This is a genomic window from Mycobacterium sp. NGS34 (assembly GCF_059812845.1).
Genome location: NZ_JCALDM010000016.1, coordinates 66,352 through 89,756, shown reverse-complemented (window position 1 = coordinate 89,756; position 23,405 = coordinate 66,352). Strand labels below are relative to the sequence as shown.

At 64.1% G+C, this 23,405-nt stretch carries 23 protein-coding genes and 1 tRNA gene; 9 read left to right on the top strand and 15 right to left on the bottom strand.

All coding sequences use genetic code 11. The annotated features are described in order from the left end of the window. Positions 1–470: 470 nt before the first annotated feature. The 5 genes from AC5Y7V_RS27120 (at position 471) to AC5Y7V_RS27100 (ending at position 3,623) form a co-directional block, all read left to right on the top strand. On the top strand, positions 471–998 hold the full coding sequence (locus tag AC5Y7V_RS27120; RefSeq protein WP_499883132.1) for a DUF5994 family protein: 528 nt from the start codon (positions 471–473) through the stop codon (positions 996–998). A gap of 158 nt (positions 999–1,156) precedes the next feature. Beyond that, positions 1,157–1,390: a hypothetical protein gene (locus AC5Y7V_RS27115; protein WP_499883131.1), complete on the top strand. Its 234-nt coding sequence runs from the start codon at positions 1,157–1,159 to the stop codon at positions 1,388–1,390. Positions 1,391–1,555: 165 nt separating this feature from the next. Further along, positions 1,556–2,359 carry a transglutaminase-like domain-containing protein gene (locus AC5Y7V_RS27110; protein WP_499883130.1) on the top strand — a complete coding sequence of 268 codons (804 nt, stop codon included), beginning with the start codon at positions 1,556–1,558 and terminating at the stop codon, positions 2,357–2,359. A 170-nt stretch (positions 2,360–2,529) separates the two neighbouring features. Next, positions 2,530–3,000, top strand: a complete 471-nt coding sequence (locus AC5Y7V_RS27105) for a DUF5994 family protein (protein ID WP_499883129.1) — start codon at positions 2,530–2,532, stop codon at positions 2,998–3,000. A 419-nt stretch (positions 3,001–3,419) separates the two neighbouring features. Next, positions 3,420–3,623, top strand: a complete 204-nt coding sequence (locus tag AC5Y7V_RS27100) for a cold-shock protein (RefSeq protein ID WP_499883128.1) — start codon at positions 3,420–3,422, stop codon at positions 3,621–3,623. A 116-nt stretch (positions 3,624–3,739) separates the two neighbouring features. Here the strand turns inward: AC5Y7V_RS27100 and AC5Y7V_RS27095 are convergent, their stop codons facing one another. Next, positions 3,740–5,059 (bottom strand): fatty acid desaturase family protein, encoded by a 1,320-nt coding sequence (locus tag AC5Y7V_RS27095; protein WP_499883127.1) that lies wholly within the window; start codon positions 5,057–5,059, stop codon positions 3,740–3,742. A gap of 1,604 nt (positions 5,060–6,663) precedes the next feature. Between AC5Y7V_RS27095 and AC5Y7V_RS27090 the strand changes: the two genes are divergently transcribed. Together AC5Y7V_RS27090 and AC5Y7V_RS27085 are read left to right on the top strand one after the other, a co-directional pair. After that, on the top strand, positions 6,664–8,298 hold the full coding sequence (locus tag AC5Y7V_RS27090; RefSeq protein WP_499883126.1) for a fatty acyl-AMP ligase: 1,635 nt from the start codon (positions 6,664–6,666) through the stop codon (positions 8,296–8,298). 61 nt (positions 8,299–8,359) lie between these two features. After that, on the top strand, positions 8,360–9,163 hold the full coding sequence (locus AC5Y7V_RS27085) for a GAF and ANTAR domain-containing protein (RefSeq protein ID WP_499883125.1): 804 nt from the start codon (positions 8,360–8,362) through the stop codon (positions 9,161–9,163). A 5-nt stretch (positions 9,164–9,168) separates the two neighbouring features. On the opposite strand, the gene AC5Y7V_RS27080 is transcribed toward AC5Y7V_RS27085, so the two are convergent. The 7 genes from AC5Y7V_RS27080 to AC5Y7V_RS27050 form a co-directional block, all read right to left on the bottom strand. Beyond that, positions 9,169–9,927, bottom strand: coding sequence for an ANTAR domain-containing protein (locus AC5Y7V_RS27080; RefSeq protein ID WP_499883124.1), 759 nt, complete (start codon positions 9,925–9,927; stop codon positions 9,169–9,171). 42 nt (positions 9,928–9,969) lie between these two features. Further along, positions 9,970–10,677 carry a GAF and ANTAR domain-containing protein gene (locus tag AC5Y7V_RS27075; RefSeq protein ID WP_499883123.1) on the bottom strand — a complete coding sequence of 236 codons (708 nt, stop codon included), beginning with the start codon at positions 10,675–10,677 and terminating at the stop codon, positions 9,970–9,972. A 171-nt stretch (positions 10,678–10,848) separates the two neighbouring features. Beyond that, on the bottom strand, positions 10,849–12,093 hold the full coding sequence (locus tag AC5Y7V_RS27070; protein WP_499883122.1) for a fatty acid desaturase family protein: 1,245 nt from the start codon (positions 12,091–12,093) through the stop codon (positions 10,849–10,851). 905 nt (positions 12,094–12,998) lie between these two features. Continuing rightward, on the bottom strand, positions 12,999–13,340 hold the full coding sequence (locus tag AC5Y7V_RS27065; protein ID WP_499883121.1) for an RNA polymerase-binding protein RbpA: 342 nt from the start codon (positions 13,338–13,340) through the stop codon (positions 12,999–13,001). Then, complete coding sequence (locus AC5Y7V_RS27060) at positions 13,333–13,509, bottom strand: hypothetical protein (protein WP_499883120.1); 177 nt, start codon at positions 13,507–13,509, stop codon at positions 13,333–13,335. The genes AC5Y7V_RS27065 and AC5Y7V_RS27060 overlap by 8 nt, the downstream gene beginning before the upstream one ends. 255 nt (positions 13,510–13,764) lie before the next feature. Further along, positions 13,765–14,616, bottom strand: coding sequence for a DUF1707 SHOCT-like domain-containing protein (locus AC5Y7V_RS27055; RefSeq protein WP_499883119.1), 852 nt, complete (start codon positions 14,614–14,616; stop codon positions 13,765–13,767). Positions 14,617–14,649: 33 nt separating this feature from the next. Next, positions 14,650–15,471, bottom strand: coding sequence for a DUF1707 SHOCT-like domain-containing protein (locus AC5Y7V_RS27050; protein WP_499883118.1), 822 nt, complete (start codon positions 15,469–15,471; stop codon positions 14,650–14,652). 123 nt (positions 15,472–15,594) lie between these two features. On the opposite strand from AC5Y7V_RS27050, the gene AC5Y7V_RS27045 reads away from it, so the two are divergent. Beyond that, on the top strand, positions 15,595–16,902 hold the full coding sequence (locus AC5Y7V_RS27045) for a cytochrome P450 (protein WP_499883117.1): 1,308 nt from the start codon (positions 15,595–15,597) through the stop codon (positions 16,900–16,902). Position 16,903: 1 nt separating this feature from the next. Here the strand turns inward: AC5Y7V_RS27045 and AC5Y7V_RS27040 are convergent, their stop codons facing one another. From AC5Y7V_RS27040 to AC5Y7V_RS27030, 3 genes are all read right to left on the bottom strand, one after another. After that, the gene (locus tag AC5Y7V_RS27040) at positions 16,904–17,806 is read right to left on the bottom strand and encodes an alpha/beta fold hydrolase (RefSeq protein ID WP_499883116.1); all 903 of its coding nucleotides are present in this window, start codon (positions 17,804–17,806) and stop codon (positions 16,904–16,906) included. Between the two features lie 656 nt (positions 17,807–18,462). Continuing rightward, positions 18,463–20,019 (bottom strand): hypothetical protein, encoded by a 1,557-nt coding sequence (locus tag AC5Y7V_RS27035; RefSeq protein WP_499883115.1) that lies wholly within the window; start codon positions 20,017–20,019, stop codon positions 18,463–18,465. Then, on the bottom strand, positions 20,016–20,339 hold the full coding sequence (locus AC5Y7V_RS27030) for a hypothetical protein (RefSeq protein WP_499883114.1): 324 nt from the start codon (positions 20,337–20,339) through the stop codon (positions 20,016–20,018). Before AC5Y7V_RS27030 ends, AC5Y7V_RS27035 begins: the two co-directional genes overlap by 4 nt. A 163-nt stretch (positions 20,340–20,502) precedes the next feature. On the opposite strand from AC5Y7V_RS27030, the gene AC5Y7V_RS27025 reads away from it, so the two are divergent. Continuing rightward, positions 20,503–20,631 (top strand): hypothetical protein, encoded by a 129-nt coding sequence (locus tag AC5Y7V_RS27025; RefSeq protein WP_499883113.1) that lies wholly within the window; start codon positions 20,503–20,505, stop codon positions 20,629–20,631. A 257-nt stretch (positions 20,632–20,888) separates the two neighbouring features. Here the strand turns inward: AC5Y7V_RS27025 and AC5Y7V_RS27020 are convergent. The 4 genes from AC5Y7V_RS27020 to AC5Y7V_RS27005 all read right to left on the bottom strand — a co-directional run bounded on the left by AC5Y7V_RS27020 (position 20,889) and on the right by AC5Y7V_RS27005 (position 23,365). Beyond that, positions 20,889–20,962, bottom strand: a tRNA-Pro gene (locus AC5Y7V_RS27020). Positions 20,963–21,022: 60 nt separating this feature from the next. Continuing rightward, positions 21,023–21,763, bottom strand: a complete 741-nt coding sequence (locus AC5Y7V_RS27015; protein WP_499883112.1) for an IclR family transcriptional regulator — start codon at positions 21,761–21,763, stop codon at positions 21,023–21,025. Then, positions 21,763–22,593, bottom strand: a complete 831-nt coding sequence (locus tag AC5Y7V_RS27010) for a cyclase family protein (protein ID WP_499883111.1) — start codon at positions 22,591–22,593, stop codon at positions 21,763–21,765. The genes AC5Y7V_RS27015 and AC5Y7V_RS27010 overlap by 1 nt, the downstream gene beginning before the upstream one ends. A 13-nt stretch (positions 22,594–22,606) precedes the next feature. Continuing rightward, on the bottom strand, positions 22,607–23,365 hold the full coding sequence (locus AC5Y7V_RS27005) for an SDR family NAD(P)-dependent oxidoreductase (RefSeq protein WP_499883110.1): 759 nt from the start codon (positions 23,363–23,365) through the stop codon (positions 22,607–22,609). Positions 23,366–23,405: the final 40 nt, after the last annotated feature.

Sequence of the window (23,405 nt, the reverse complement as noted above, 5' to 3'; positions counted from 1 at the left end):
GCAGAACTTTCCTCAACTTGGATGCGCGAAAACATCCCTGGTTTGGGTAGCGCGATCACAATGGCGCACATCTCGGCCCGCGCGTGGCGGGCTGCTGCGGGGTGTGACATACCGCTTCGCGCCACGGTTTTCGCAAAGCGTGAGCCAGCCGAGCAAGGCCAATGAACAGACGCTATCTCAATCAGATGTCTGAATCTGCCCGGTCGCGACCCGTGGGGTGTAGTGTCGTCTATAGGCATTTCGTCGCCAACGCCGATCTGTGGTAAACGACCGAAACGGTTTGGCTTCGTTGTCGATCCCCGCCTTCGTGTGTCGGGTCCGTCCGAAGCGAAGGGATCGTCGATGAATCGTCAAGGGTTCAGCCCCGGTCGCCCAGTGGCGGTGGCGATTTCGTCGACGCCACCCTGCTCGCGGTCAATCGGGCGTAAACGCTTGCCTGTGCGCGCTTCGATCGCGGCAACGTCAGCCCCATGAACAGAGGGGCGCGTGGCCGGCGGTTGGCCAGCCCGGTGCGGCTTGCCTTAGCGAGTGAATTGGGTGGGCCTCTCGGCGGGGCGTGGTGGCCGCGCACGGCATCGATACCGCAGGAGCTTCCGGAACTCGTTGACGCCCTCTTCGCGCGCTTGGGCGAGATCGTCTCCATCAGCGTCAACTGGTCGTCGTTGGAGGGCGCACCCGACCTGGACGCGTTAAATCTCGCCAGGAAAGTCGACTCGGGGCGCGCTGTCGGACACCAACGTCTGATGATGGTCACCGGCAGTCGCGCCTCGACGAATCTGCTGGTGGTGCCGTGTCGAACGTCCGCCACTCTCGCCATCATGGTGTTGCGTCAAGCCGCGGCCCTTCCCGTCACTCCCATAGAGCAGAACACGCGGGAATTCCAGACCGGCCACGACGTCGTAGGCGCGGCGCGTGTGGAAAGCGCACTGTGCGGACACCGCTTGCGGAATTCCGGACTCGTGCCGTGTGCCCCTGCCGGTCCCGGAATGACAGAATGATGGAAAACGTGCCGACCGCTATCGGCGCCGATGTTCGCGCTAGAGAACGGAATTCGAGAGCTACCCCGAATCCGCGCGCGCACGACGAACTCGAGCCAACTTCGGCACGGACGCACTCGATTGCGTCGCTGTGAACGTCTGTTGAAAGGGTAGGTGACATGGCCATCAAGGATTGGCGCGACGCACCCGAGACCCATCCGTCGCAGATCCGGGTCGGTGACATCATCGGCACGATGCATCCCACCCATCTGCCCTTCAGGGTCAAGCTGATCAGCGGGCCGCAGAGGAGTCCAAAGCGATGGACTTTCTTCGGCAGAGACGACCAGGGCCGCGACTACACCAGCACGTTCGGCGAGGACGAGGTAGTTCGCAGGTACGCCAAGGCATCGTGACAGCCTCGTAAGACTCGACGTCGAAAGAATCACTCCGATGCGCCGTGACCGGCGATCCGGTCGCCCGCTGTTGATTTCGCTTGTTGTATTTGCTGTTCCAGCTCGATGAGGGGTTTGCGTCGCGCTGGAGTGGCGAAGCCGGAACGACTAGCGCATCATCGCGCTATGAGACGAGAAGTGGGCGCCGAGATGGAAGTCGAGATCCTCGCGCCTACCACGCTGGAGTTCCAGATTGCCGTTGCACCGCATCCGCGGACGGAGGTGTTCGAGTCGCTGCGTTTCGTCCTCAACGGGCTGCCAATCCGCCCCTTGGAAATCAGCGGACTGCACGGCAACCGCATCCATAAGTTCGACGCGGCGGTGGGCACACTGAAAGTCGACTACTCGGCGACAATCGTGGGCCAGACCGATCCGGCCCCGGTGACCGAATACGACCTGTCGATGTATCTGCGGCCCAGCCGCTACGCCGAGGCCGATAAGTTCTACGGTTTCGCCACAACCGAATTCGGTAACGACATCGACCCGGCGACGCTGCTGGAGCACGTGAGCTCCTGGGTGGGCACCAGGCTGAACTACGTGCCCGGCTCCAGCGATCCCATCGACGGGGCCGTGGACACGTTGCTCGCCGGCGAAGGAGTGTGCCGCGACTACGCGCATCTGGTGCTAGCGCTGCTGCGTGCGGTCAGCGTCCCGGCCCGCCTGGTGTCCGTGTACGCGCCGGGCGTGTATCCGATGGACTTCCACGCGGTCGCCGAGGCTTTCGTCGAGGGCCAATGGCGGGTGGTCGATGCGACCCTGCTCGCGCCGCGGCAAACACTGGTGCGCATAGCCACCGGTCGTGACGCCTCCGACACGGCGTTCCTCGACAATCACAGAGGCGCGATCACGCTGAACCAACTGGCTGTCGCCGCCGTCATTGACGGAGACTTGCCCGTGGATTCGATCGACCAACTGGTTTCCATCCGCTGAGAACGCGTGCCCGATCGGTTCATCACGCCAGCCACCTCGCCGGCGATCGTTTTGGACAACACGTGTAGGCTGGGAAGCATTGGTGATACTTCGTACCTGACTATTCAAAGCCATGTCGTCGCCGATTCAAATGATTTGACCGGTATCGCGGTCGAGACGGGAGCGTCACTATGACGCCGAAAAATGACGACATGGATGTCGGGCACCGGCGTACCCCGCCGGCACACACGCCGCGCTTGAGGCTCAAGTCCAAAGCGCCCCAGAGCGGATTCGTCGATGGGGCATGGTGGCCGCACAGTGAGGACCTGACGGCAGAGCTGCCAGATCTGCTGTCGGTGCTGTCCGTTCGACTCGGACCGATTAGCCGAGTGATCTACAACCTGAGCGAATGGGCAAACCCACCGGCGAAATTCGCGACCGGCGAGCGAACGGTACGACTCGACGGATACCGCATCCAGCCGGTCAACACCATCGAGGTCCTCGGGCTCAATCGCAAGAGAATCGTGCTGTTGGTCGTGTCGCCGCAGGCCGACCCAGATGACGCACACGCCATCATGATGGCGGCGGCCGGCCCGGACAATGTCTCAACCGTCGACAGCCTGCTGAAGTGCGGCGAGGAAGAAAGAACAGCCCGCCCATAGGTCGATGAGGCTGCGCAGTTGTTCTGCGGCGCAGACACATTGAGGCGAACGTCCCGGCCTAGCGTGGCGAAGCGGAGGAGGCCGGCGGTCTGATAATTTCCCCGCCGAACTATGACCAATAAGTCGGGGAAGTCACTGAAAGAGAACCGCGCCGCAAAACGCACGAAGACCGCTCGGATTTCAGCGACTGAGGCATTGCCGCATGCCGACAAACGCCGGGGCGCAACCTCCCGAAGTCCGGCCGTGCGTACGGCCTTGACCTCGTGCGGCATCGGGCACACGACCTACCAAGACGTCTGGAGAAGCAATCAAACAAAAGGCGCCGGCATTTTTCCACCGGCCCCATTTGTCGGATTATTTGTGTTACGGTTGACATGGATGGATCTAAATTACATCCACTTGAAAAGAGAGAAGTTAGTATGACACAGGGAACTGTGAAGTGGTTCAACAGCGAAAAGGGTTTTGGATTTATCGCCCCTGACGGCGGCGCAAAAGACGTTTTCGTCCACCAGACTGAGATCCAAGGGGACGGTTTTCGCTCCCTTGAGGAAAATCAAAGAGTCGAGTTCGAGGTCAACCAGGGACCCAAGGGCCCTCAGGCGGTGGGAGTTACCGCCGTCTAAACGATTCGGCGCGAAAACCCCTGGGGCGGACTGGGTGTGATCTCAAGTCGGCACCAGGGGTTGACGCATTCGACGGAATAGGAGCGGATTCGGGGCGGCATCGGCCGCCCCGATTTCTAGCGCGACGACTGCCGCTTGAGCGGACCCGGGCGTATCCCACGCGATGTGGCAGACCGTGCGCGCCGCGCAGTGCGGCCCCCGTGCACGAACTTCCTTGAGGGGCGCCGAATCTGCCGGTGCCAGATCGCCGTCACCGATCCGCGCCGGCGCCGGGAACCGGTGACGTCGCTCGGCACATGAGGTGCGTGGAACTTGCGAAATTTATGTTCCGACGCAGTTTCGGGTGCGTCGTCAGAGGTTGCGGTCAAGAAGCGATCCGGAAGCGCCAGCTTGGAGATGGTGCGGAAGGTGAGCAGATACTGGCGGATGAGCGGTCCGGTCGTATAGGGCAGGCCGTAGGCGGCGCACACCTCCCGAACCCGTTGGGCGATTTCCGCGTAGCGGTTACTCGGCAGGTCGGGAAAAAGGTGATGCTCAATCTGGTAGCAAAGATTTCCGCTGAGGAATGCCAAAGTCGGTCCGGCGTCAAAGTTCGCGGTGCCCAGCATTTGTCGCAGATACCGTTCGGGCCGCGTCTCACCCTCAAGGGCTGCGGGAGTGAATTTCTCAGCACCATCGGCGAAGTGCCCGCACGCGATCACGGCGTATGCCCACACGTTGCGGAGCAGGTTGGCGGCGACGTTCGCCGCGAGTGTGCGGCGCCATCGGCGAAGACTCAGAGCGGGAAAGAATACATAGTCCTTGCCGGCCTGCCGGGCAATTTTGCGAATCAGCGCGCGGGTTATCGCGGACTTCTCGGCGCCGGTGTCCGCGCGCTCATGCTCCGAATGCAAGCCGTGCGCCGCGATGCCCCATTCGAACATGATGGCCAACAACACGTTTCGTAACGGCTGGAGCAGATTGCTCCGCCGCCACTGCTGGTCGCGGGTGACCCGCAGGACGCCGAAGCCGAGGTCGTCGTCCACGCCGACGACATTGGTGAACATGTGATGGCGATAGTTGTGCGAATACCGCCACTGCGACGAGACACCGGCCATGTCCCACTCCCACGTACTGGAATGGATTTCCGGGTCGTTCATCCAATCCCATTGACCGTGGCCGATGTTGTGACCCAGCTCCATGTTCTCCACGCTCTTGGCGACCGCGAGCCCGGCGGTACCGAGCGTCCAACCGACCTTGCCGCGGGTACCGGCGATCGCTAGGCGCGCGGCGACGTCGAGGAATCGCTGGAAGGCGATGGTGCGCCGGATGTATGCGCTGTCCTTTTCGCCGCGCGAACCCTCGACGTCGCGGCGGATCGCGTCCAGTTCGTCTCCAAGCGCCTCGAGGTCCGCCTCGCTCAGGTGAGCGAATGCCGCCACGTCTGTTATTGCCATCGACGGCCCAGCGGCATCATCGTCATATCCGTTCTTGGTGGCGTAGTCACGTGGGCCGGGGTGGTTCCCACGCCGGATTTATCGCCATATTCAAGTTGTCCGACGTCGAGCAGGACCGTTTAGCGGCAACGGCACTTGCCCGCTCGGCGGGACTGCCGCTGTCGTGACAGTCGGCGCGGCGGGCGCGGATCTCAACCGGCTCACCGCGCGGACCCGGATGGTCTCGCCGCGGGTGCATCGGTTCACCTCCTCGATGAGCCGGCGGACGGGCGCCGGGGGCCCGGCGGTCTCGGTGAGATCGACGACGAGCACGGCTTGCAGCGGATATATCGGGAGCGGATGCCTGCGCCGTAGGAACCAGAGGGAAACCGGCAGCACGTCGATCGGCTGCGAGCAGCGGCGAGCCGGGCAGTCATGCCCAAGCCAGCGCAGCGCGGAACCAAGCGTAAAGATCGGTTCGGTTGGCACGTGGGAGAAGAGAATGGCAGGCGAAACGTCCATGGTGATCCCGACATGTACGGTGGTCACCGGCGTGTTCGGCGCGAGCTGCTGCTCCGCGAGGCGGCGGCGGCCGGCCGACCTCGCCCCGAACCGGCTGGGCAATCAACATCATCGACGCTACACGAACGCGTGCACATCGAGCCGTCGTGCCGCGTGGTTTGAACGGTTCAACATGCCAGTCGATCCTCGGCAGGTGACCGAAGCGCTCGGCGTCGGCCGGATCCTCGGAAGTGAGCGTTCCGAGAATGAACTGCGCGGTGATGTGTCGATCGCCAACTACGGCCACCAACTCCTGCCTAAGCAGCCCTCAACTCAAGGTCGGCATCTATATCGTTATCACATTGCACTGCAACATGATTCGCGCGTTCGAGAGCCCCGCTGGAGTTGGCGACCGTCAACGTCGCGTCGTCGGTGGGCACATTTGTACTCACCCGTGCCCATCAGACGAGCCGCGAGTTGCCGGGGGCAAGAACTTCCGCGGTACTCGGCTGCGTTCCCCGAGAGCAATATTTCGGCGATGGAATACATTGCGACGGCGTGCATGTCGCGGCGAGCTCTCAGATTTCTGCGGCACACTGACGCTAGCGAAAATGCCGTATTTGCACGCCGGCGGAGTTTTTGATTTCTTGAGTGCGGCCCCTGCGGTATCGTATAGCAAGGTTGATTCCGCAGCCTCCTGGATACGTCCGGTGGCGATCTGTAGAGGTCCCCGCCGATGCGTGTCTGAACACTCGGTCGAGCCGACGGTTTGATGGTTGGCTTTCGGACTGCCCTTGACGGAATCCATTGCTCAGAACTTTGATCGCCGCACCCGTCGGCGGTATTGGCGCGCCTCGGTGGCTGAGTTCATGTGAGTGTGTGCCCTCGGGGGATCTGAAGTGCTCGACGCCTCGCTTCGCCCGGAGTGACGGACCATCTCCTGCGTGGGTGAGAGGGGCAGGCCCTGCCGCCGCAGTCGCCGATCGCTCCCTACCCGGGCGGGGCACGACTCCTACCACAGCGGCATCGGCAGCGTTGGTGCGCGCGCAATCTCGAGCCGCGCGCCGCAGCTCACCGTCGCAGTGCAACCGCCGCGCCGCGGCGCCGGAGCCAAAGGGACGGTCTTGAGTAAATTCACCGAAACCATGTATGGCACCGCCCGGTCCAGTTCGAGGGGTCTGGTCACCGGGGAGCCGGATTGCCCCGTCCGTCATACCTGGGGTGAGGTGCACGAGCGAGCCCGACGGATCGCGGGTGGCTTGGCCGCCGCTGGTGTGGGCCGCGGTGACGCCGTCCCCGTGCTGGCCGGTGCTCCAGCCGAGATCGCGCCGGCCGGGCAGGGCATCTGGATGCGCGGCGCCAGCCTCACCATGCTCCACCAGCCCACTCCGCGCACCGATCTGCAGCGCTGGGCCGAGGAGACCACCGCCGTCATCAAGATGATCGGCGCCAAGGCGGTTGTCATCTCCGACCCGTTCATGGCCGCGGCGCCGTTGCTGGCCGAGCTGGGTATGCGAGTGTTGATAATCCAGCAGCTACTCGGCAGCAGCCCGATCGATCCGGTCGAGACCGATGACGACGACATCGCGCTGCTGCAGTTGACGTCGGGTTCCACCGGGCCGCCCAAGGCCGTACGAATCACGCACCGCAACGTCGTCTCCAACGCGGAGGCGATGTTCGTCGGCGCAAACGTCGACATCGATACCGATGTGATCGTGAGTTGGCTCCCTCTCTTCCACGACATGGGCATGACCGGCTTCTTGACCGTGCCGATGTATTTCGGCGCGGAGCTGGTCCAGATCACTCCGATGGACTTCTTGCGCGACACGCTGCTGTGGGCCAAGCTCATCGACAAGTACAAGGGCACCATGACCGCCGCCCCCAACTTCGCCTACAAGCTGTTCGCCAGGCGCCTTCGCAAACTGGCCCAGCCCGGCCAGTTCGACCTATCCACGCTGCGCTGGGCGCTGTCGGGCGCCGAACAGGTCGAACCCGCAGACGTCGAAGACCTCTGCGAAGCCGGCAGGCCATTCGGGCTACGTCCGGAGGCGATCCTGCCGGCCTACGGCATGGCCGAGACGACCGTGGCGGTGTCGTTCTCCGACTGCGGCGCGGGCTTGGTGGTCGATGAAGTCGACGCCGACCTACTCTCCTTACTGCACCGAGCGGTCCCGGCGACCAAGGGCAAGACCCGACGACTGGCCACGCTTGGCCGCCTGCTGAAGGGCCTTCAGGCGCGCGTCGTCGACGAAGATGGCAACATCCTGCCCACCCGGGGCGTCGGTGTCATAGAGGTACGCGGCGAATCAGTCACGCTGGGCTATGAAACGATCGGCGGTTTCGTCGCGGCGCAAGACGACCAGGGTTGGTATGACACCGGTGACCTCGGCTACCTCACCGAGGCCGGCCACATCGTGGTCTGCGGCCGCGTCAAGGACGTCATCATCATGGCCGGACGCAACATCTACCCGGCCGACATCGAACGTGCCGCCGCGCGCGTTTCCGGCGTCCGGCCGGGCTCTGCCGTCGCGGTGCGCCTGGACGCGGGACACGTGCGGGAGACGTTCGCCGTCGCCCTGGAGTCCAACAGCTGGCAGGACGCCGTCGAGGTGCGCCGCATCGAGCGTCAGGTGGCACACGAGGTGGTAGCCGAGGTCGATGTCCGGCCCCGCAACGTGGTGGTCCTCGAGCCGGGAATGATCCCCAAGACGCCATCCGGGAAGCTGCGGCGCGCGCACACGTTGGCGCTCGTCACCTGACTTTTCTCGGACGCGACGGCGTAGATTTGTCGGTCACGGGGGTGTATGCGAGGAGGGGATGTTGGCCGACTTCGACGCCCAGCCCGGTCGCAGAGTGCCGCCATTGCCAGAACTCTCCCCTACCCAGCGGGTAGCGGACGAGGCCGAACTGTATGCGGGGCTCCGAGGAGTGGCCGGCATTGTGGCCGGCGCCCAGGGGGTAATTGAACTCCTCCGGGACGTGGCAGAGTTCGCGGCCCAGGCGATCCCGGGTGCCGACGGCGCGGGCGTCGCATTGATCGACCCGCAGCAGGGCATATCCACCGTCCAGACGTGGGCGGCGACGGCGGTCCTCGTCCACGACATCGACACGGTTCAGTACAACGAACTGAAGGAAGGACCCTGCATCACATGTATGCAGTCGCGGCGACCCACAGTGAGCGGATCGCTGGGCAGTGACAGTCGCTGGCCGCACTTCGGTGGCCGGGTGGCCCGGATGCGCATGCACTCCGCGCTGGCGCTGCCGTTGATCGTCGGCGACCAGGTGATCGGCTCGATCAATGCCTATGCCAAGAGCCGCGACGCGTTCGCCGAGCACGCGGTGCTGTTGGGTTCCCAGTTCGCCAAGCCGGCCGCGGTGTCGGTGTACAACGCGCAGTTGCTGGCCAACGCGCACGAACGGACACTGCGACTGCAGCGCGCGTTGGACAGCCGATCGGTGATCGATCAGGCGATCGGCGTCATCCGCAGCCGGTCGGGCGGCAGCGCGGATGACGCCTTTGAAAGGCTCACCCAAATCAGCCAAGCCGAGAACGTCAAGCTGTTCGCCGTCGCCGAGCGGCTGGTCGAGGAGGCCGCGCGGCGCGCCCGAGCACGGCGGGGCTGAACCCGTTACCGCGGCCGCGCCTGCGCCAGCTCGGCCAACGCCCCCACGAGCATCGGACGGGAATACCGGTCGGTGATTAATCTGCGCGACACGTCGGTCAGGTGTTCGCCCTGGTCCCGTGCGTACGTCCGCAGCACCGTGAACGCCTCCTCCACGGACACGTTAAGCGCGTGGTGCAGGAAGCCCTTGGCCTGCTCGACGATGACACGACTGGCCAGCGCCGAGCGTAGTTGCGGCGTGACGGTGGCGGGCGTGGGTGGGTGTTCCTGGAGGATCGCGACGCATGCGATGTGCGTCAGGGCCTGGCCGACGAGCAGATCCGCATTGCTTAGCTCGCCGGGGAGGCTGCCGAACAAGTTGAGCGCGCCCAGCACGATGCCGGCGGCGCGCATCGGGACGGCGTGCACGGAGGCGAAGCCGGCCTCGACCGCGGCGGGAACGAACCGCGGCCACCGCTCTCGTGCCGTTTGGAGGTCCGCGACCGAGACCACTTGGCCGGTGGCGTAACAATCCATACATGGGCCTTGGTCGGCTTGTAGCTGGAAGAGTTCGAGTTCGCGGGCCTGCTCCGAGGTGGCGGCCAGCAGGCGGAGCTGATGTAGTGGGTCGGCGAGCAAAATTCCTGCGGCCTCGACGTCGAGCAGCTCAGCGCATCGCTCCGTGAGCCGGGTCAGCAGGTCGACGACGTCGAAGTCGTCGAGCAGGCTGTCGACGAGCGAGACGACGGCGTTCAGCACGCGGGTTTCACGAGGGGTGTCAATCACGTTTGCCTTCTTTCTGGACTGTTCCCGCCCGGCAGGCGCGCATCAGTCCGCCTCGAGCTTCAGTCGGTAGTCGAGGATGTCGCGGGCGACGTCGGTGGCGCTGCGGCCGGTGGCGTAAGCGTGGGCGCGCAGCCGGACCAGGGCCTCGGCCGGCTCAATCTCCAGCTGGGCGACCAGCATGCCGGTGGCCTGGCTGACCTCCGCGCGACTCAGTGTGTTGAGTTCGGCCCAGGCGCTGCTATTGGGGTCGCCGACCGCAGCCTGCAGGTCGCCGTCCATGAGGTCCAGCAGCGGGACGCCGGCGAGCTCAGCCGCGGCGACCGCGCCGGACAGGTCGTCGCCCATCAGTTGGCCCGGCCGCGCGCGGAAAAGGTCGAGGGCCCCGACATATTCGCCGGCCACGACCACGGGCATCGCGAAGACGCCCCTGATCTGGTGGGCCAACATCGCAGGCCCGTAGGCCGGCCAGCGAGCGTCCTCCGGATCGGCGAGGTCCACGGCCAGGATTGGACTCCGCCGCGCGACAGAGTCCAGGCATGGTCCCTCGCCGAGGGTGAACTGCAGCTCGTCGTACGTGCGTGCGGGTGCGCCGCTGGCGCCCAGCGTCCCGCTGCTCGCGCCGTCGAAGACGAGTGAAATCGCCGCTGCGTCGACGTCGAGGAGAACCACGCAGGCCTCGCACAGCCGGTCTGCGGCCGCTACCCCGCGCCGACCGTCGACGGCGGCGAGGAACTCCTCGTGAATCGCCACATTTAGCCGAACAGGGCTCGGGCTGCGGAAGTGCCCGAGGCCCTCGGCGGGGACCTCATTCCCCCACCCTTCCACCAGTTGCGGCGTTTGGCGAGCGCGGCTCTCCCGTGATGCCCGATCCGGAGGAAACCGTCGCCGGCTCAACGCCGAATCTGATTGAGCTGTAACCCATCACGAGCGCGAAGAGCGACGAGCGAGCCGATTCCTGTTACTGCGGGCGAGTATTGCCGTCGCCAGTCCGCGCCGCTGCCGGCCGCTCCCGATGCCTGACGAGGGCGACCTTTTGGCAACATTGCGGAATCTGTCCTCGGATGCGGTCTCTGGTGCGTCGTCGCAGGTAGCGGAAAGAAGCCGGTCCGGAAGCGCCAATTTGCAGATCGTGCGCAGGGTGAGCAGGTACTGGCGAAGCAACGGGCCGGTCGTGTACGGCAGGTCGTAGGTAACGCACAAAGCGCGCACCCGTCCGGCGATCTCTGGGTACCGATTGCTCGGCAGATCCGGGAAGAGGTGGTGTTCGATTTGGTAGCAGAGATTCCCGCTCATGAACGCCATCGCTGGCCCGGCTCGGAAGTTCGCGGTTCCCAACATTTGCCGGAGATACCACTCGGGCTTGGTCTCGTCTTCCAGCACTGAGGGGGTGAACTTTTCGGCTCCGTCCGTGAAGTGACCGCAGACGATCACTACGCACGCCCACACGTTGCGCAGTCCGTTGGCGACCACGTTGGCCCCGAGGGTGCGCCGCCATCCCCGGCGACTCAGCGCGGGAAACAGAACATAGTCCTTGCCGGCCTGCCGAACCATCTTGCGAATGAGCGCCCTTGTGTGAGCGGCTTTACCGGCATCTGTCGTTTCGCGATCCTGAACTGACCACAAGCCGTGGACTGCGACGCCCCATTCGAAGGCGAGCGCCAGCAGCACCGCGCGCAACGGCTGCAGCAAGGTGCTCGGCCGCCATTCCTGGTCCCGAGTGACCCGCATAACCCCGAATCCGAGATCGTTGTCCACACCGACGACGTTTGAGTAGAAGTGGTGTCGGTAGTTGTGGGAGTGCCGCCACTGCGACGTCAGCCCGGCCATGTCCCACTCCCAGGTACTGGAATGGATCTCCGGATCGTTCATCCAATCCCATTGGCCGTGGCTGATGTTGTGGCCGAGTTCCATGTTCTCAATGCACTTGGCCGCGGCAAGGGCGGCGGTTCCGACGGACCAGCCCAACTTGCCTTTGCTCCCGGCGATCGCCAGCCTCGCCATGATCTCGAGGCATCGCTGAAAAGCTATGGCGCGCATGATGTATGCCCGATCCTTGGCGCCGCGCGAAACCTCGATATCGCGACGGATCGCTTCCAACGCCGCCGCGAGCTCCTCGAGGTCCGCGTCGCTCAGATGGGCGTATTCAGCTACCTCGGTGATGGCCATCGAATCTCACCGCGATTCGGGCGCGGTGGCGCGGTGCCCGCATAGAGACGTGCGGGCACGAAAGGTTTACGAACCGCAGCAACGTGGGTCACGTCCGATCTCTGGTGGTTGTCTACGCGCGAGAGGCGAGGATCGGCGCGAGGTCCGGTAAGGGAGAAAGCTGTTTCATCAACCAAACCGAACGGCGGCATCGGTCCGCGATCGATCTTTCGACTGCGGTCGCCGATACGGCCGCACGGCTTGTGCGGCTGCCGCGGTCGCCCTCGTCGTCGGAGTCGGGCGGCACGGCGGCCTGCCCGGAGCCTGCTGCCCCGGTGGACGGCTGAGCCATTCTGTTTCGAGTACCTGCCTAAATCGGCTCTCTGCCGTGGGTGCTGACCGTAGCACGCCATACGCCGACGACACGACGGCGCCGACGTGTTTGGCACCCGATGGTGACCTCCAGCGGAGGCTTCGCGGATCTATGACCCGTCGACTCCGCATGCCGCAACGCGGCGATTGCAAAGGGAGAGAAGCGATTCCGTCTATTCCGATAACTCGTGTTTCACATATCCGGCGATGGGTACGCGCATGTTAGGCGCGAAGCGGTCCCGGGGCTGTTTGGTCGCTTAGCCCTCGGTAGTCATGAAGCCGGCTGCCGGGGGCGTTTTTGATGCCGACGTGCGGCGATCGGCCGACGCTGCCAGCGACGCGCTGACGTGCGGTGACTGGCACCGGCCGCAAGCGTTCTTGGCGAGGTGTGCGCTCGCTATCGCCGTCGAGGGCCACTGCCCGATGTCCATGGCCGGTGCGACGACGGCGGATCGTTGCGACATGTCGGCCAGATCGGTTCCATTCGTGCGCCAACGGATCTGTGTTTCCGATCCCCTCATTATCGGCGAACTCGTCGACAACGAGATTTGCAACTACCCGCCGCGGCGGCGTGACTTGATGACCTCGAGGCGTTCGTTGAGCAGTTCCTCGAGTTCCTCGATCGAGCGGCGTTCCCGCAGCATGTCCCAATGGGTGCGCGGAACCTTGACCTGCTTGGGTTTGGCCAAGTCGGCACCCTCTATCAGGGTGCCCTCCATCCCATTGCGGCACAGCCAGGTCCCGGGGACGTCGGCGTCGGCGGCAAAGGGCATGTCGAATTCGTCGCCATTCCCGGTGCGGTACCGCGCGATTTTGCGCGCTGCCAGGTCATGGTTGCGGTCCACCTCGTAGCTCAAGGCGCCGAGGCGGCTGCCCCTCATGACGCGGTCAGCCATCGTCACCACTCCGCTGACGTTTCGCTTGATCGGCGGTAGCGCGCATCCGACCGGACAATCCGAGCAGATCGTGCTCGCCTAGACCTCCGGGCAGCGTGTAGGCAAGTTGCCATAATTCGACGGCGTAGTTGCGCAAGTCCTGGCGGAGCTGCGCCTCGACGGTGGGCATGAATTCTTCCTGTGGCAGGGATTTACTGAGACGCTCTGATCCTTCGTGCAGCCAGACTTGAAATCCGATGCCATCTGGCCGTCGATCTGCAATACACCAGGGGGTGCCTTTTCGCGTCTCCCAACCGCGCCCACCACCTTACTCTGAAGCGGGGCTTAATTGCCTTGCAGTCCAACATCTGGGAGCTCGCCGACCCGTGCATGGCGCAGTCGCGAGCGCGCAACTAGCGCGAGCACCGTCAGTACGGCGGCCCGATCAGAAGTCCGGCCGGACACTACCGTCGGCGTTGACCATGAGATAGCGCTCGGTCTGACCGTTGGAGATGTAGAGCTCGATGCGCAAGGTCCCGTCTTGGGCGGATTGAATGCTGATGTACTCAGGGTGGCCGCCGTCAATGTGCAGGGTCTGGGGCGCCGCGCGAAGCGCGCTGATTACGGCTTGGACGTCGAACTTACCGATGTCGCCGACGGTCGTGTCCATCGGCTTGCTGGCGCTGCTGCTGCTGCTCCAAAGGCCATTCGTGTATGTGAATTCCACGGTCTTGTGGGCGTTTACCGAGTCGGGACGAATGATGGAGGCGCGCTCGGGATCGACCAGCAGCTCATAGCCCATGGTGTCACCAAACTTCGTCCGAATTTGTGCGACTAGGTCCGACAGCCCTCCCACCGTCATCAGTTGTTCTGGTGCCGGTGGCGGAGTCGATGATTGCGGCGGTGCGACGGTTGGTGCCTCTGTTGGCGGCTGGGGCGCGACTGCCACCGGACTCGCGACGGCTGGCTGGGCTCGATCGGCCGTTGAGTCACGCGTGCCGCCGTAGAGACCCCAGGCGATGCCGACGCCCAGTAGTGCCACCACCAGGAGGACGGCGATCCGTACCCGCCGGTCGTCGGCGAGCGATTTCAGGTTTGGGAATTGGGGCGCGGCGCGGCGGATCTGCAGGTCGGACACCAGCGACTGCAGCTCGCCAAGGGTGGTGGCGTTGGTCGCTGCGCTCACCCGCAGGCGGTGCTCCTCCATCGACAGCTGGCCGTCGCTCAGCGCTGAATCCAGTAGCTGGCAGGTGTCGACGCGGTTGCTGTCGGTAGCCCGGGTGTTTGCGGTGGCCACGGCAAGATCCTAAAGCGTGGGCAAGCCGTCGGATCAGCTCTTGGGCGGGTTGATCCACTGGACTGCGCCGTCGGCGTTGAGCGCGATATCGCCGGTGTCGCGGTCTTTCGACACGTAGATCGACAGGACCAGTTTGCCGTCCCTGGCTGATTCGACCATCAGGTAGGTGGTGTCGACCTTGTTGAAATTGAGGCTGTGGGGCGCCCCGCGCATTACGTTGACCACTTCCTGCACGTTGAACTTACTCAAGTCGGCCGCGGCCGTTGTGGAAGGAATGGCGCTGGCGCCCTGCTTGAGCCAATCGTGGTCGTCGTAGTGGTAGGTCACCGAATTGTGAGCGTCTTGCGGGTCGGGGCGGTCGAGGTCCGCGTGATCGGGGTAGACCACCAGCCGGTAGCCGATGGTGTCGCCGATCTCTTTGCGCATTTGCGCCAGTAACCCTGTCAGGCCGTCGACCGTCTGCAGTTGTATGGGTGGCGGTGGCGGTGACGTCGTCGGGGTGATCGCGGCGGGGCTCGTGGCGCTGGGCGTGGCGGTTTGGGGCGAGGCGGTTTGCGAAGCCATGCCGCCCAGCACTTTCCAGCCGACACCGAGGGCCGCCAGCCCCAATACCGCGGCCCCGGCGACGAGGATGCCCCGTCGACTGGCCAGCTTCGCGGGTTGGGCTGGGGCGCTGTGGATTTGGAGGTCCTCCACGAGCGACTTGAGCTCGCCGACGGTGGTTGCTTTGCTTGCGGCGCTTACCCGTTGGCGATACTCCTCCATCGACAGCTGGCCGTCGCTCAGCGCCGCGTCCAGCACACGAGCGGTCTCGTCGCGGTCAGTGTCGCTAGCCCTGATATATCCGGCGGCCACGAGGGTGAGCGTAACCGGCTCCTGCGGCCATTGTGTGATCCGCCAGATCCCGCCACGTTTCTTTGGCGCGTATCGCTGCCCGGTAAACGCTAGCCTCATCGGTAGCCGAAGGCAGGGGCGAATATGAAAGCCGACATTAAAACCCGGGTGCATTGGCTGTTGGGATATGGGCTGCCGCGTTGGACGCTGAAAATGCTCGCGCGCCACGGCGATCCTTTTTCCCAGCTGTTAATCGATGGCGGCCAGCCCGGCGACGTGGATCGCCTCGTTGAGCAGATTCGCCGACGGGGACGTATCTCGGCGGTGGTCGGCGGGTGGGTCACCGCCGACGCGCAGATTGTTCGTGACGTGCTGCGTGACGACCGGTTCCGGACCTCGAAACCGCGGGACCGGTCGCCGTATCCCGTCATTCAGCGGATGTTCGCGAAAACCAATCCCGGCGTGCTGAATGGCGTGGAACCACCGTCGCTGCTTGTCGCCGATCCGCCCGAGCATGCGCGGTTACGACGCTTGGTGTCGCGGGCATTTACTCCCCGGGCGATTGACCGACTTCGTGACCGCATCCAGGAGATCGCCGACAGCCTGCTTGACGATCTTGAAGCCAACACCCAATGCGATTTGATCGCCGCCTACGCGTCTCAAATCCCCATCGAAGTCATCGTCGAGATGCTGGGCATTCCTCGCGACGAGGCGCCACACTTGCAATCATTCGCCGAGCCCGGCACCAAGATTCTCAACAGCACGTCCCCGTCGTGGCGCGAGTACCGGACCGCCGTCGAGGCATTGCGCGAGTTCGAAATCTACCTCGCGGCCCACATCGAGCGGCTGCGTCGGGGCGGTGCAGGCGAAAGCATCCTGTCGGCGGTTTTGGAGGACAGCAATCTCACCGAGACCGAGGTCCGGATGTTCGCGGGGCTACTGCTGGGCGCCGGGTTCATCACCACCACGTACGCGTTCGGCAATGCGGTGGTGGCGCTCGTCGGGCATCGCGATCAGCTCACCCGGCTCCTGGAGCATCCGGAGGGCTGGCCGAACGCGGTCGAGGAGGTGCTGCGCTACGACTCGGTCGCGCATATCGCGGCGAGGGTGGCCACCAAGACGGTTGAGATCGACGGAAATACCTTGCAGGAAGGCTCGGCGATCTTCCTTCTTACTGGCGGGGCCAATCGGGATCCGGCCGTCTTCGAGCGTCCCAACGAATTCGACACGACCCGTGCCAACGCCCGTGACCACATCGCCTTCGGCAGTGGCATCCATGCCTGCCTCGGCGCGTCGCTCGCGCGCATGGAACTGCAGATCGGCCTGCAGGCGCTGTTCGAACGCTTCCCGCAGCTAGCCCTCGCCGGCGAGCCGGTCCCGAACGACAGCACCCTGCTGCGCGGGCTGAAGGAATTGCCCGTGGAGTTGGGGCGGGCAACGGTTGCCCGTTGAGTTACCCAGCGGTGACGCGGTCGATGTGCGCGAGGAAGTGCCGTAGCACTTCCTCGGGCGCCTCGAGTTGCGGCCAGTGCCCGATGTCGTCGGCGAGCATCACCACATCGGCGTCGGGGATCACCTCGGCGTAGCGGCGCGCCATGTGCGCCCCGGAGTTGGGGTCGATCGGCCCGTCGATCAACCGCATCGGGACCGTTGTCTGCCGCATGGCGCGCACCCACCGATTGCGGTGCGTGTAGCGGTCGTTGATGAACCGGCCGACTTTGTGCAGCACCCGCCGGCCGTCGTTGTAGTCCAGGATCTGGTTGAACACGCTCATCATGTGCGGGGTCGGTTTGGTGTTGGGGCCGAACATCTCGCGCATTGTCGGCTCGAGCAGTCGTCGTGCCAGCGGGCTGCCCTGCACAGGGCTGAACAGGTCGCCCAGCGGGGTGCCCGACATCAGCTTCTGCGCCGCCCTGGGTGTGTAGGCCTCGATGAACATGCCGCCGTTGAGCCAGGTGATCGAGTCGATGCGCCATTGGCCGTAGGTTTGCTGGCCGAACTCGTGGCGGGCCAACAGTTCCTGGCCGACGGAGTCGCCGATGTCGTGGGCGAGGATGTGGGCGTGTTCGATTTTCAGCTGGGCCAGCAGCGCTTCGTGCATGTCGGCGTGGTCGTGGACCGAGTATTGGTAGTTTGCCGGTTTGGCGGAGAAGCCCATGCCCATCATGTCCGGTGCGATAACGGTGAAGCGTTTCGTCAGTGTGGGCCAGATCGGAGCCCAGTCAAAAGAATTGAACGGGTAACCGTGGATGAGCAGCAGCGGAGGCCCGCTGCCCTCGACGCGGTAGAAGACCTCGAAGCCGAGGTAGTCGAAGTGCTTGCCCGCGTCCAGCCAGCGTTTCAGTTCAGAGTCCATGATGGTCATTGTCCGCCGGCATACGAGGGAATATGCCGGGAGACTCTACAGTGCACGCTACAAGGACCGGCGATCCTGACGTATTTGACACGAGCTGGAACAGCCATGGGCCGCTGCTATTGAGTTCCAAAGGCGAAACCGTTGTCGAGTCGTAGGTTTGGGCCGGGTTAAGCGTGGGAAATCCGGGTGATTGATGGACCCGGGTAGCGCCGGGTCGCCATAGTGAATGCGGAACGCTGTCGATAGATGTGTCCGCTGGTTCCCCATGAATGCCCCGTCGATGAAGTTGAACGTGCACAACTGCATCCCGGGTGCGGTTGTGGAGACCGTAGTGGGATCGAGGTCAACCTTCAGCATGAACCGTCCGCCGTGGTTGGTCACCGTGCGATATTCGAACTCAGCCCCGCGACGGTGCGACCTAGCTTCGGCAAGTTTTCGACGATCACGGCCGCACGGAACGCGCCCGAACAGCCAAATTGTCCTAACTCGGCAAGCGGATTCCCCGCTTAGGACATCATCCTAAATGAGTTTAAGGGCGAAAAAGACGCTCGGCTTGCTGTCGCGGCGGAAAGGATGCCCGAGCATTCTTTTCATGGCCATCCGGGGGGACACCATGCGGCCCAGCCTCTCCACGGGTCGCGAATTCGTTCGGCGAATTACCATGCGACAATCAAGGCGGGCTCTATGCGCAAGACGAGCGGAATGCCGGTCGCGTTTCGCAACCGCGTGTTGAGGTCGGCGATCTCAGCGTCGGTCGCGGACAGCCCCGCCGGCAGGAACGCTTTGCCCTTGGGAGTCCGGGTGGCACTTGTCTCGTTGGAGAGGCTACCCAGCACATCGACCAGATCAAGGTTGCGGTCGAGCGCTTCGCCTATCCCACAGGACCTCAGACTGCCGAGATCGAGGGAGATGTCCGCGATATGTCCTTCCAGGGCTGCTTTCACAAAATCGGCCGCGACCCCTCGACGGGACTGCGCATCCACTGGGCGGTCTGCGTTCGCCGCGGTCAAGATGTCGGCGACTGACTGGCCGGACTGGATGACGTTGGTGGCGATACGGGCACGGCGGAAGGCGTCGGTGAGGTGATCGTCGTCGCTGTGGGCGTGCAGAATCCTGCCCGTATCGGACAAGACTCGGATGCCCTTGGCCCTTGGTCCACAAAGAGCGCAGAAACTCCGCTCAATGGTGCCGTAACGAGAACCCTTTAAGTCCACCCCGCTGTTGAAGGCGAAGACCTCCTCGCCGTCGGCCATGCACAAGACCCGTGTGCCGCTGCTCAAGAGGTCGACTGAGACGGTTCCCAGGCCAACTACTCGCCGCAGGGAGTACGCCATGCTGGCGATTGCCTTTCCCGCACCCTCGATGTCGATGTTGGCCAAAGTCGGAGCGAATGTGATTGGCTTGCGGTATTCAGCGCTCAGCGATTCCATACGCTGGATGAGTCCCTCTGTCCCGCTCTGCCAGCGCAGTCTGTATTCGGTTGACGGTCCGTTGCTTAGTTGGTCGAACGCTAGCCAGACAGCATCGCTAAAGGCGCGTGTCCCGCGATCTCGACGGGAACCGGCGGCCTCCGCTGACTGGTTGCCGTCAGCAAGATCAAGGATTGCGTGTGCGAGGTCGACATTGGAGAAAATAGCGTACAGGAACTCGTTGCTAACTTCGTCGATCCGCGAATCTCCTAGCACCATCGACATCCGCGATAACAATTGGCCGAGTAGGTGACCACTTCGTAGGTACGACGAGACGAGCGTGTTGGCCTTCTTGGCGACACCTAGCGGCGAGAGCCGTGCTCGCCATAGGTGAGCGTCGTAATTGTCCGAGCCCACCAGCTCGGCCATCCATTCATGTGATTCAAGTGGTTGCTCGGCGGTGAGTTCAAGATCCCATTCTGTGATCAGCGCGACCGCCTCAGACCACGGGTCGAGCAGGTCGTAAACAAAGGACAGCGAGTCACGATCCGCCACCAAGAGGCGCGGGTCAACCTCACCACCTGCCAATAGACCGTAAAGCGATCCGTCTAGCTTCAACTCGGCGATGGCAAGCGCTTCTCCGACGGCAGTCAGATTAAGACAGACGTGCGCGAACTCATGGAGCGTCCTGAGCAGCCACAGGTGATCGGTTGCCCAACCATGCTCCAGAAAGTGTCGAGCTTGTGCTGGACCGATTGGGGTGCCGCGAATCTGGTTCGTCACACGATGGGTGAACCCGCTCACTGGCCCGTATTAGCGGTCCAATCAAGGATGTCATCCACCTTTGATTTGTCGGTCGTTGTTGCCTTTCGTGTGGTGCCGTCCTTGTTGACACAAACTTCGGCCGTGGTGATCGACTTGCGGCTCTTGATCCATTCCTTGACTATCCCCGCGACTGCTGGTGCGACGATCGCGGTGAGCGGTACGACGACCGTGAAAATGCCCATATCGCCCGCTCCATGCTCGGCGCCGGGCGCCTCCGTGAACGTGGCACCGTATTCCTTGAGCTTGCCCTCGAGTTCCATTCGGTCTAGGTCGGTAATGCCTTCTACGGTTAGGTCCATCAGTCGACTCCCTTCTGCTTGCGTGCGTTGTCGCCCGAAGTCGTCAGCCTAGCCTGGAGGGCAGGCCAATTTAGTCCATTGAGGGAACGCAACGTGGCCTTCCGCGAAACACTCAATACCTAGCCTCAAACCATCGTGACCCGCAGCGCATACGATCGATGTTGTGTCCGAGATTGCAATACCGACCACGTCATCAGGCGACATCCATGCGCTGATCGGCCGCGGATTTTTCCCGGTATTCGCCGCCCTGGCGATTCGCGCCGCTGAGCCGACCAAACTAGCTGAAGCATAAAGAAATTAGTGCGAATCGCGGCGTTGTCTCCTCATACAGATGAGAGTCGGCCGCCAACTTCTGACCCCCGCCATCCGACGACCTAGCCACTGCCATCTCCAAAATCGGCGGCAGCCACGCACTCTCGAAAGGCTATCCAGCAGGACGACACGAACACTCACCGAGACACACGAACACCCGCGCGTAGACGTCCTAATAGGCGTACACGCCCGGTGGGGCGAAAGGTCCGTCGGCGGAAATACTGCCTCTGACCTGCGTCGGGCTGACAGGATTTGAACCTGCGACCACTTGACCCCCAGTCAAGTGCGCTACCAAACTGCGCCACAGCCCGCATGCCACCTAAATCACCGGCAGCAGGTCGACAGCCTACCGCAGCCGAGCCGCCACCTTACTAATGCCCGAGCGACCTGCGCGTCTTCTCCACCCACGCCCGTAGGGCGTCCGCCAGCTCCGATTCCCGGCGATAGAAACGCTGCGCCGGCACGGGCACACTGACCGACACCACCTGCTCGCCCACGGGCAGCACCGCGCCCACAGCGCAGACGCCCTCGGTCTGCTCCTCGCGGTCATACGCAATGCCGTCGGCGCGAACGCGTTCGAGTTCCTTGCGCAGCGCCGCGGGAGTCGTGATTGTGTTGTCGGTCAGCCGCGCCAGCCGGCTGGGCAGCACCTGCGCCTGCTGCTCGGGCGGCAGATTGGCCAGCAGCGCTTTGCCGTTGGCGCAGCAGTGCAGAGGAAACGACTCCCCCACGGCGCTGATCGCCCGCAGCCGGTGCGGTGAGACGACCTGATCGACGAACGTCGCCCGATCGCCGTCGAGGATCGACAGGTCGACGGTCTCCTCGAGCTCGCGCGACAACTCCTCCATGAACGGGTGCACGTCCATCACCACGCGCATCCGCACAGTGGTGGCCATTCGCGCGATCTCGGGGCCGAGTCGATACGGGCCCCTCGTCCCACGCGACGCCACCAGGCCCTCGTCGTCCAGCGCCCCCAGGATCCGGCTGACGGTGGAGCGCGCCATGCCCAGCCGCTCGCCGATCTCGGCCTGGCTCAGTCCGCCGGGGTGCGCCTGCAGCAGCCGCAACATCTCGGCCGCGCGCGCGATGACCTGGATGCCGCCGTCCGACATCACGCCGCCTCACCGGTCTCGAGGCGGTAGGTCCCGGTGGGGTCGACGATCGCGACCAGCCGCACGATGCAGCCGTCGCCGCCCACCCAGCGCCACGGGAACGCGGCGAAGGTGACGCGCTTGCCGCTGACCTTGTCCAGGTCTCCCCCGACGTTCTCGAAGCCGTAGATGCCCTTCGACAGGATCGCGCGGTGGCACGGCTCCCACTCCGGGAAGTCGTTGAGCACCTTGCGGCCGGTCTCTTCCTCGTATTCCCTTACCGCCCAGGGCAATAGCCCACCGGTGTGTTCGGCCGGTCCGTGCGGGGCGATCGCGGTGGCCATCGGGTGATCCAGCGCCTGGGTGTCGGTGCCGACCGCCTTGACGCCCTTGGCCGCGAACCACTCCCCCGCGTCCTTGTAGAAGCCCGGCGAGTAAGCGTAGTACTCGGCGCTGTCGGCGTAGGTGTGGTGCCAGCCGGTGTTGACGATGACGATGTCGCCGGGCCGGATCTGCGGCGTGGCCTTCTCCAGGTCCTCTGCGGTGACGACCTCCCACTTCTTCTTCGGGATCGAGACGACGACGCCGGTGCCGAAGAACGCGCTCAACGGGATCTCGTGCAGAAAGGGCGTGCCCTCGATGACGTGTGCCGGCGCGTCGATGTGGGTGCCGGAATGCATTACGGTGGTGACCTTTTGGGTTAGCACCCGGCTTCGGGCCATGTTGTGCAACCGCTCGATCTTCACGTCCTCGAAGTACGGCCACGCGGGCACACCGTGCCCCCACGGGTGGGACAGGTCGTAGAACTCCAACTTCGACTCGGCGTCACCCAGAGGCCAACTGATACTCATGATTTCCTTTCGATCAACACGCGGTGTAGCCGCCGTCGAGATACATCACCTGGCCGGTGAAGAAGCTCGACGCGTCGCTGAGCAGATAAATCAGGGCGCCGATGAAGTCGTCCGGCTCGGCGAAGCGGCGCAAGGGGATTCGCGCGAACATCGCCTCGCGGGTCTGGCGGCCCTTCTCGTCGTCGGCGAACATCCACTCGGTCACCTCGGACCGGAAAACCGTTGGGGCGAGCGCATTCACGCGGATGCCGCTCGGACCCCACTCGGCGGCCAGGCTCTTGGCCAGCAGGTCGGTGGCGCCCTTCGACGGGCAATACGCGCTGTAGCCCGCGGGGTGGCCGAGGGAGCCCCGTACCGAGGAGACGAGCACGACGCTGCCGCCGGGGCCCTGCTCCAACAGCACCCGTCCGGCCGCCTGGCACACCAGCCAGGCCCCGCGGGCGTTGGCGCCCATCACCTTGTCGTAGTCCTCGACCGCCATCTCGGTGATGGGCGCGACGTGGTTCATACCCGAGGCCACCAGGACCCCGTCGAGGCGGCCGTGCCGCGCGACGGCCGCCTCCACTATGGCTTGGGCGTCGGCGGGGCTTTCGGGGCGTCGGGCAACCACGTCGGCATTGTCGATGCCGAGTTCGGCCAGTCTCGTGGCGTTGCCTCCGGCCAGTGTCAGCCGCGCGCCCGCCTCGGACAGTGCCCGGGCCGCGGCGCTGCCGAGGGCGCCCGTCGCGCCAGTAATCAGGATCGACTTGTCCTCAACGCTGAACAGCTTCATCGCTGTCTCCGTAATTCCTACAATGCGGGTATTTCAACCC

Coding starts and splice junctions, on each gene's coding strand:
- AC5Y7V_RS27120 (WP_499883132.1), top strand. CDS start 471: ATGAACAGAGGGGCGCGTGGCCGGCGGTTGGCCAGCCCGGTGCGGCTT.
- AC5Y7V_RS27115 (WP_499883131.1), top strand. CDS start 1,157: ATGGCCATCAAGGATTGGCGCGACGCACCCGAGACCCATCCGTCGCAG.
- AC5Y7V_RS27110 (WP_499883130.1), top strand. CDS start 1,556: ATGAGACGAGAAGTGGGCGCCGAGATGGAAGTCGAGATCCTCGCGCCT.
- AC5Y7V_RS27105 (WP_499883129.1), top strand. CDS start 2,530: ATGACGCCGAAAAATGACGACATGGATGTCGGGCACCGGCGTACCCCG.
- AC5Y7V_RS27100 (WP_499883128.1), top strand. CDS start 3,420: ATGACACAGGGAACTGTGAAGTGGTTCAACAGCGAAAAGGGTTTTGGA.
- AC5Y7V_RS27095 (WP_499883127.1), bottom strand. CDS start 5,059: ATGGCAATAACAGACGTGGCGGCATTCGCTCACCTGAGCGAGGCGGAC.
- AC5Y7V_RS27070 (WP_499883122.1), bottom strand. CDS start 12,093: ATGGCCATCACCGAGGTAGCTGAATACGCCCATCTGAGCGACGCGGAC.
- AC5Y7V_RS27065 (WP_499883121.1), bottom strand. CDS start 13,340: ATGGCTGACCGCGTCATGAGGGGCAGCCGCCTCGGCGCCTTGAGCTAC.
- AC5Y7V_RS27060 (WP_499883120.1), bottom strand. CDS start 13,509: ATGCCCACCGTCGAGGCGCAGCTCCGCCAGGACTTGCGCAACTACGCC.
- AC5Y7V_RS27045 (WP_499883117.1), top strand. CDS start 15,595: ATGAAAGCCGACATTAAAACCCGGGTGCATTGGCTGTTGGGATATGGG.
- AC5Y7V_RS27040 (WP_499883116.1), bottom strand. CDS start 17,806: ATGGACTCTGAACTGAAACGCTGGCTGGACGCGGGCAAGCACTTCGAC.
- AC5Y7V_RS27030 (WP_499883114.1), bottom strand. CDS start 20,339: ATGGACCTAACCGTAGAAGGCATTACCGACCTAGACCGAATGGAACTC.
- AC5Y7V_RS27015 (WP_499883112.1), bottom strand. CDS start 21,763: ATGTCGGACGGCGGCATCCAGGTCATCGCGCGCGCGGCCGAGATGTTG.
- AC5Y7V_RS27010 (WP_499883111.1), bottom strand. CDS start 22,593: ATGAGTATCAGTTGGCCTCTGGGTGACGCCGAGTCGAAGTTGGAGTTC.
- AC5Y7V_RS27005 (WP_499883110.1), bottom strand. CDS start 23,365: ATGAAGCTGTTCAGCGTTGAGGACAAGTCGATCCTGATTACTGGCGCG.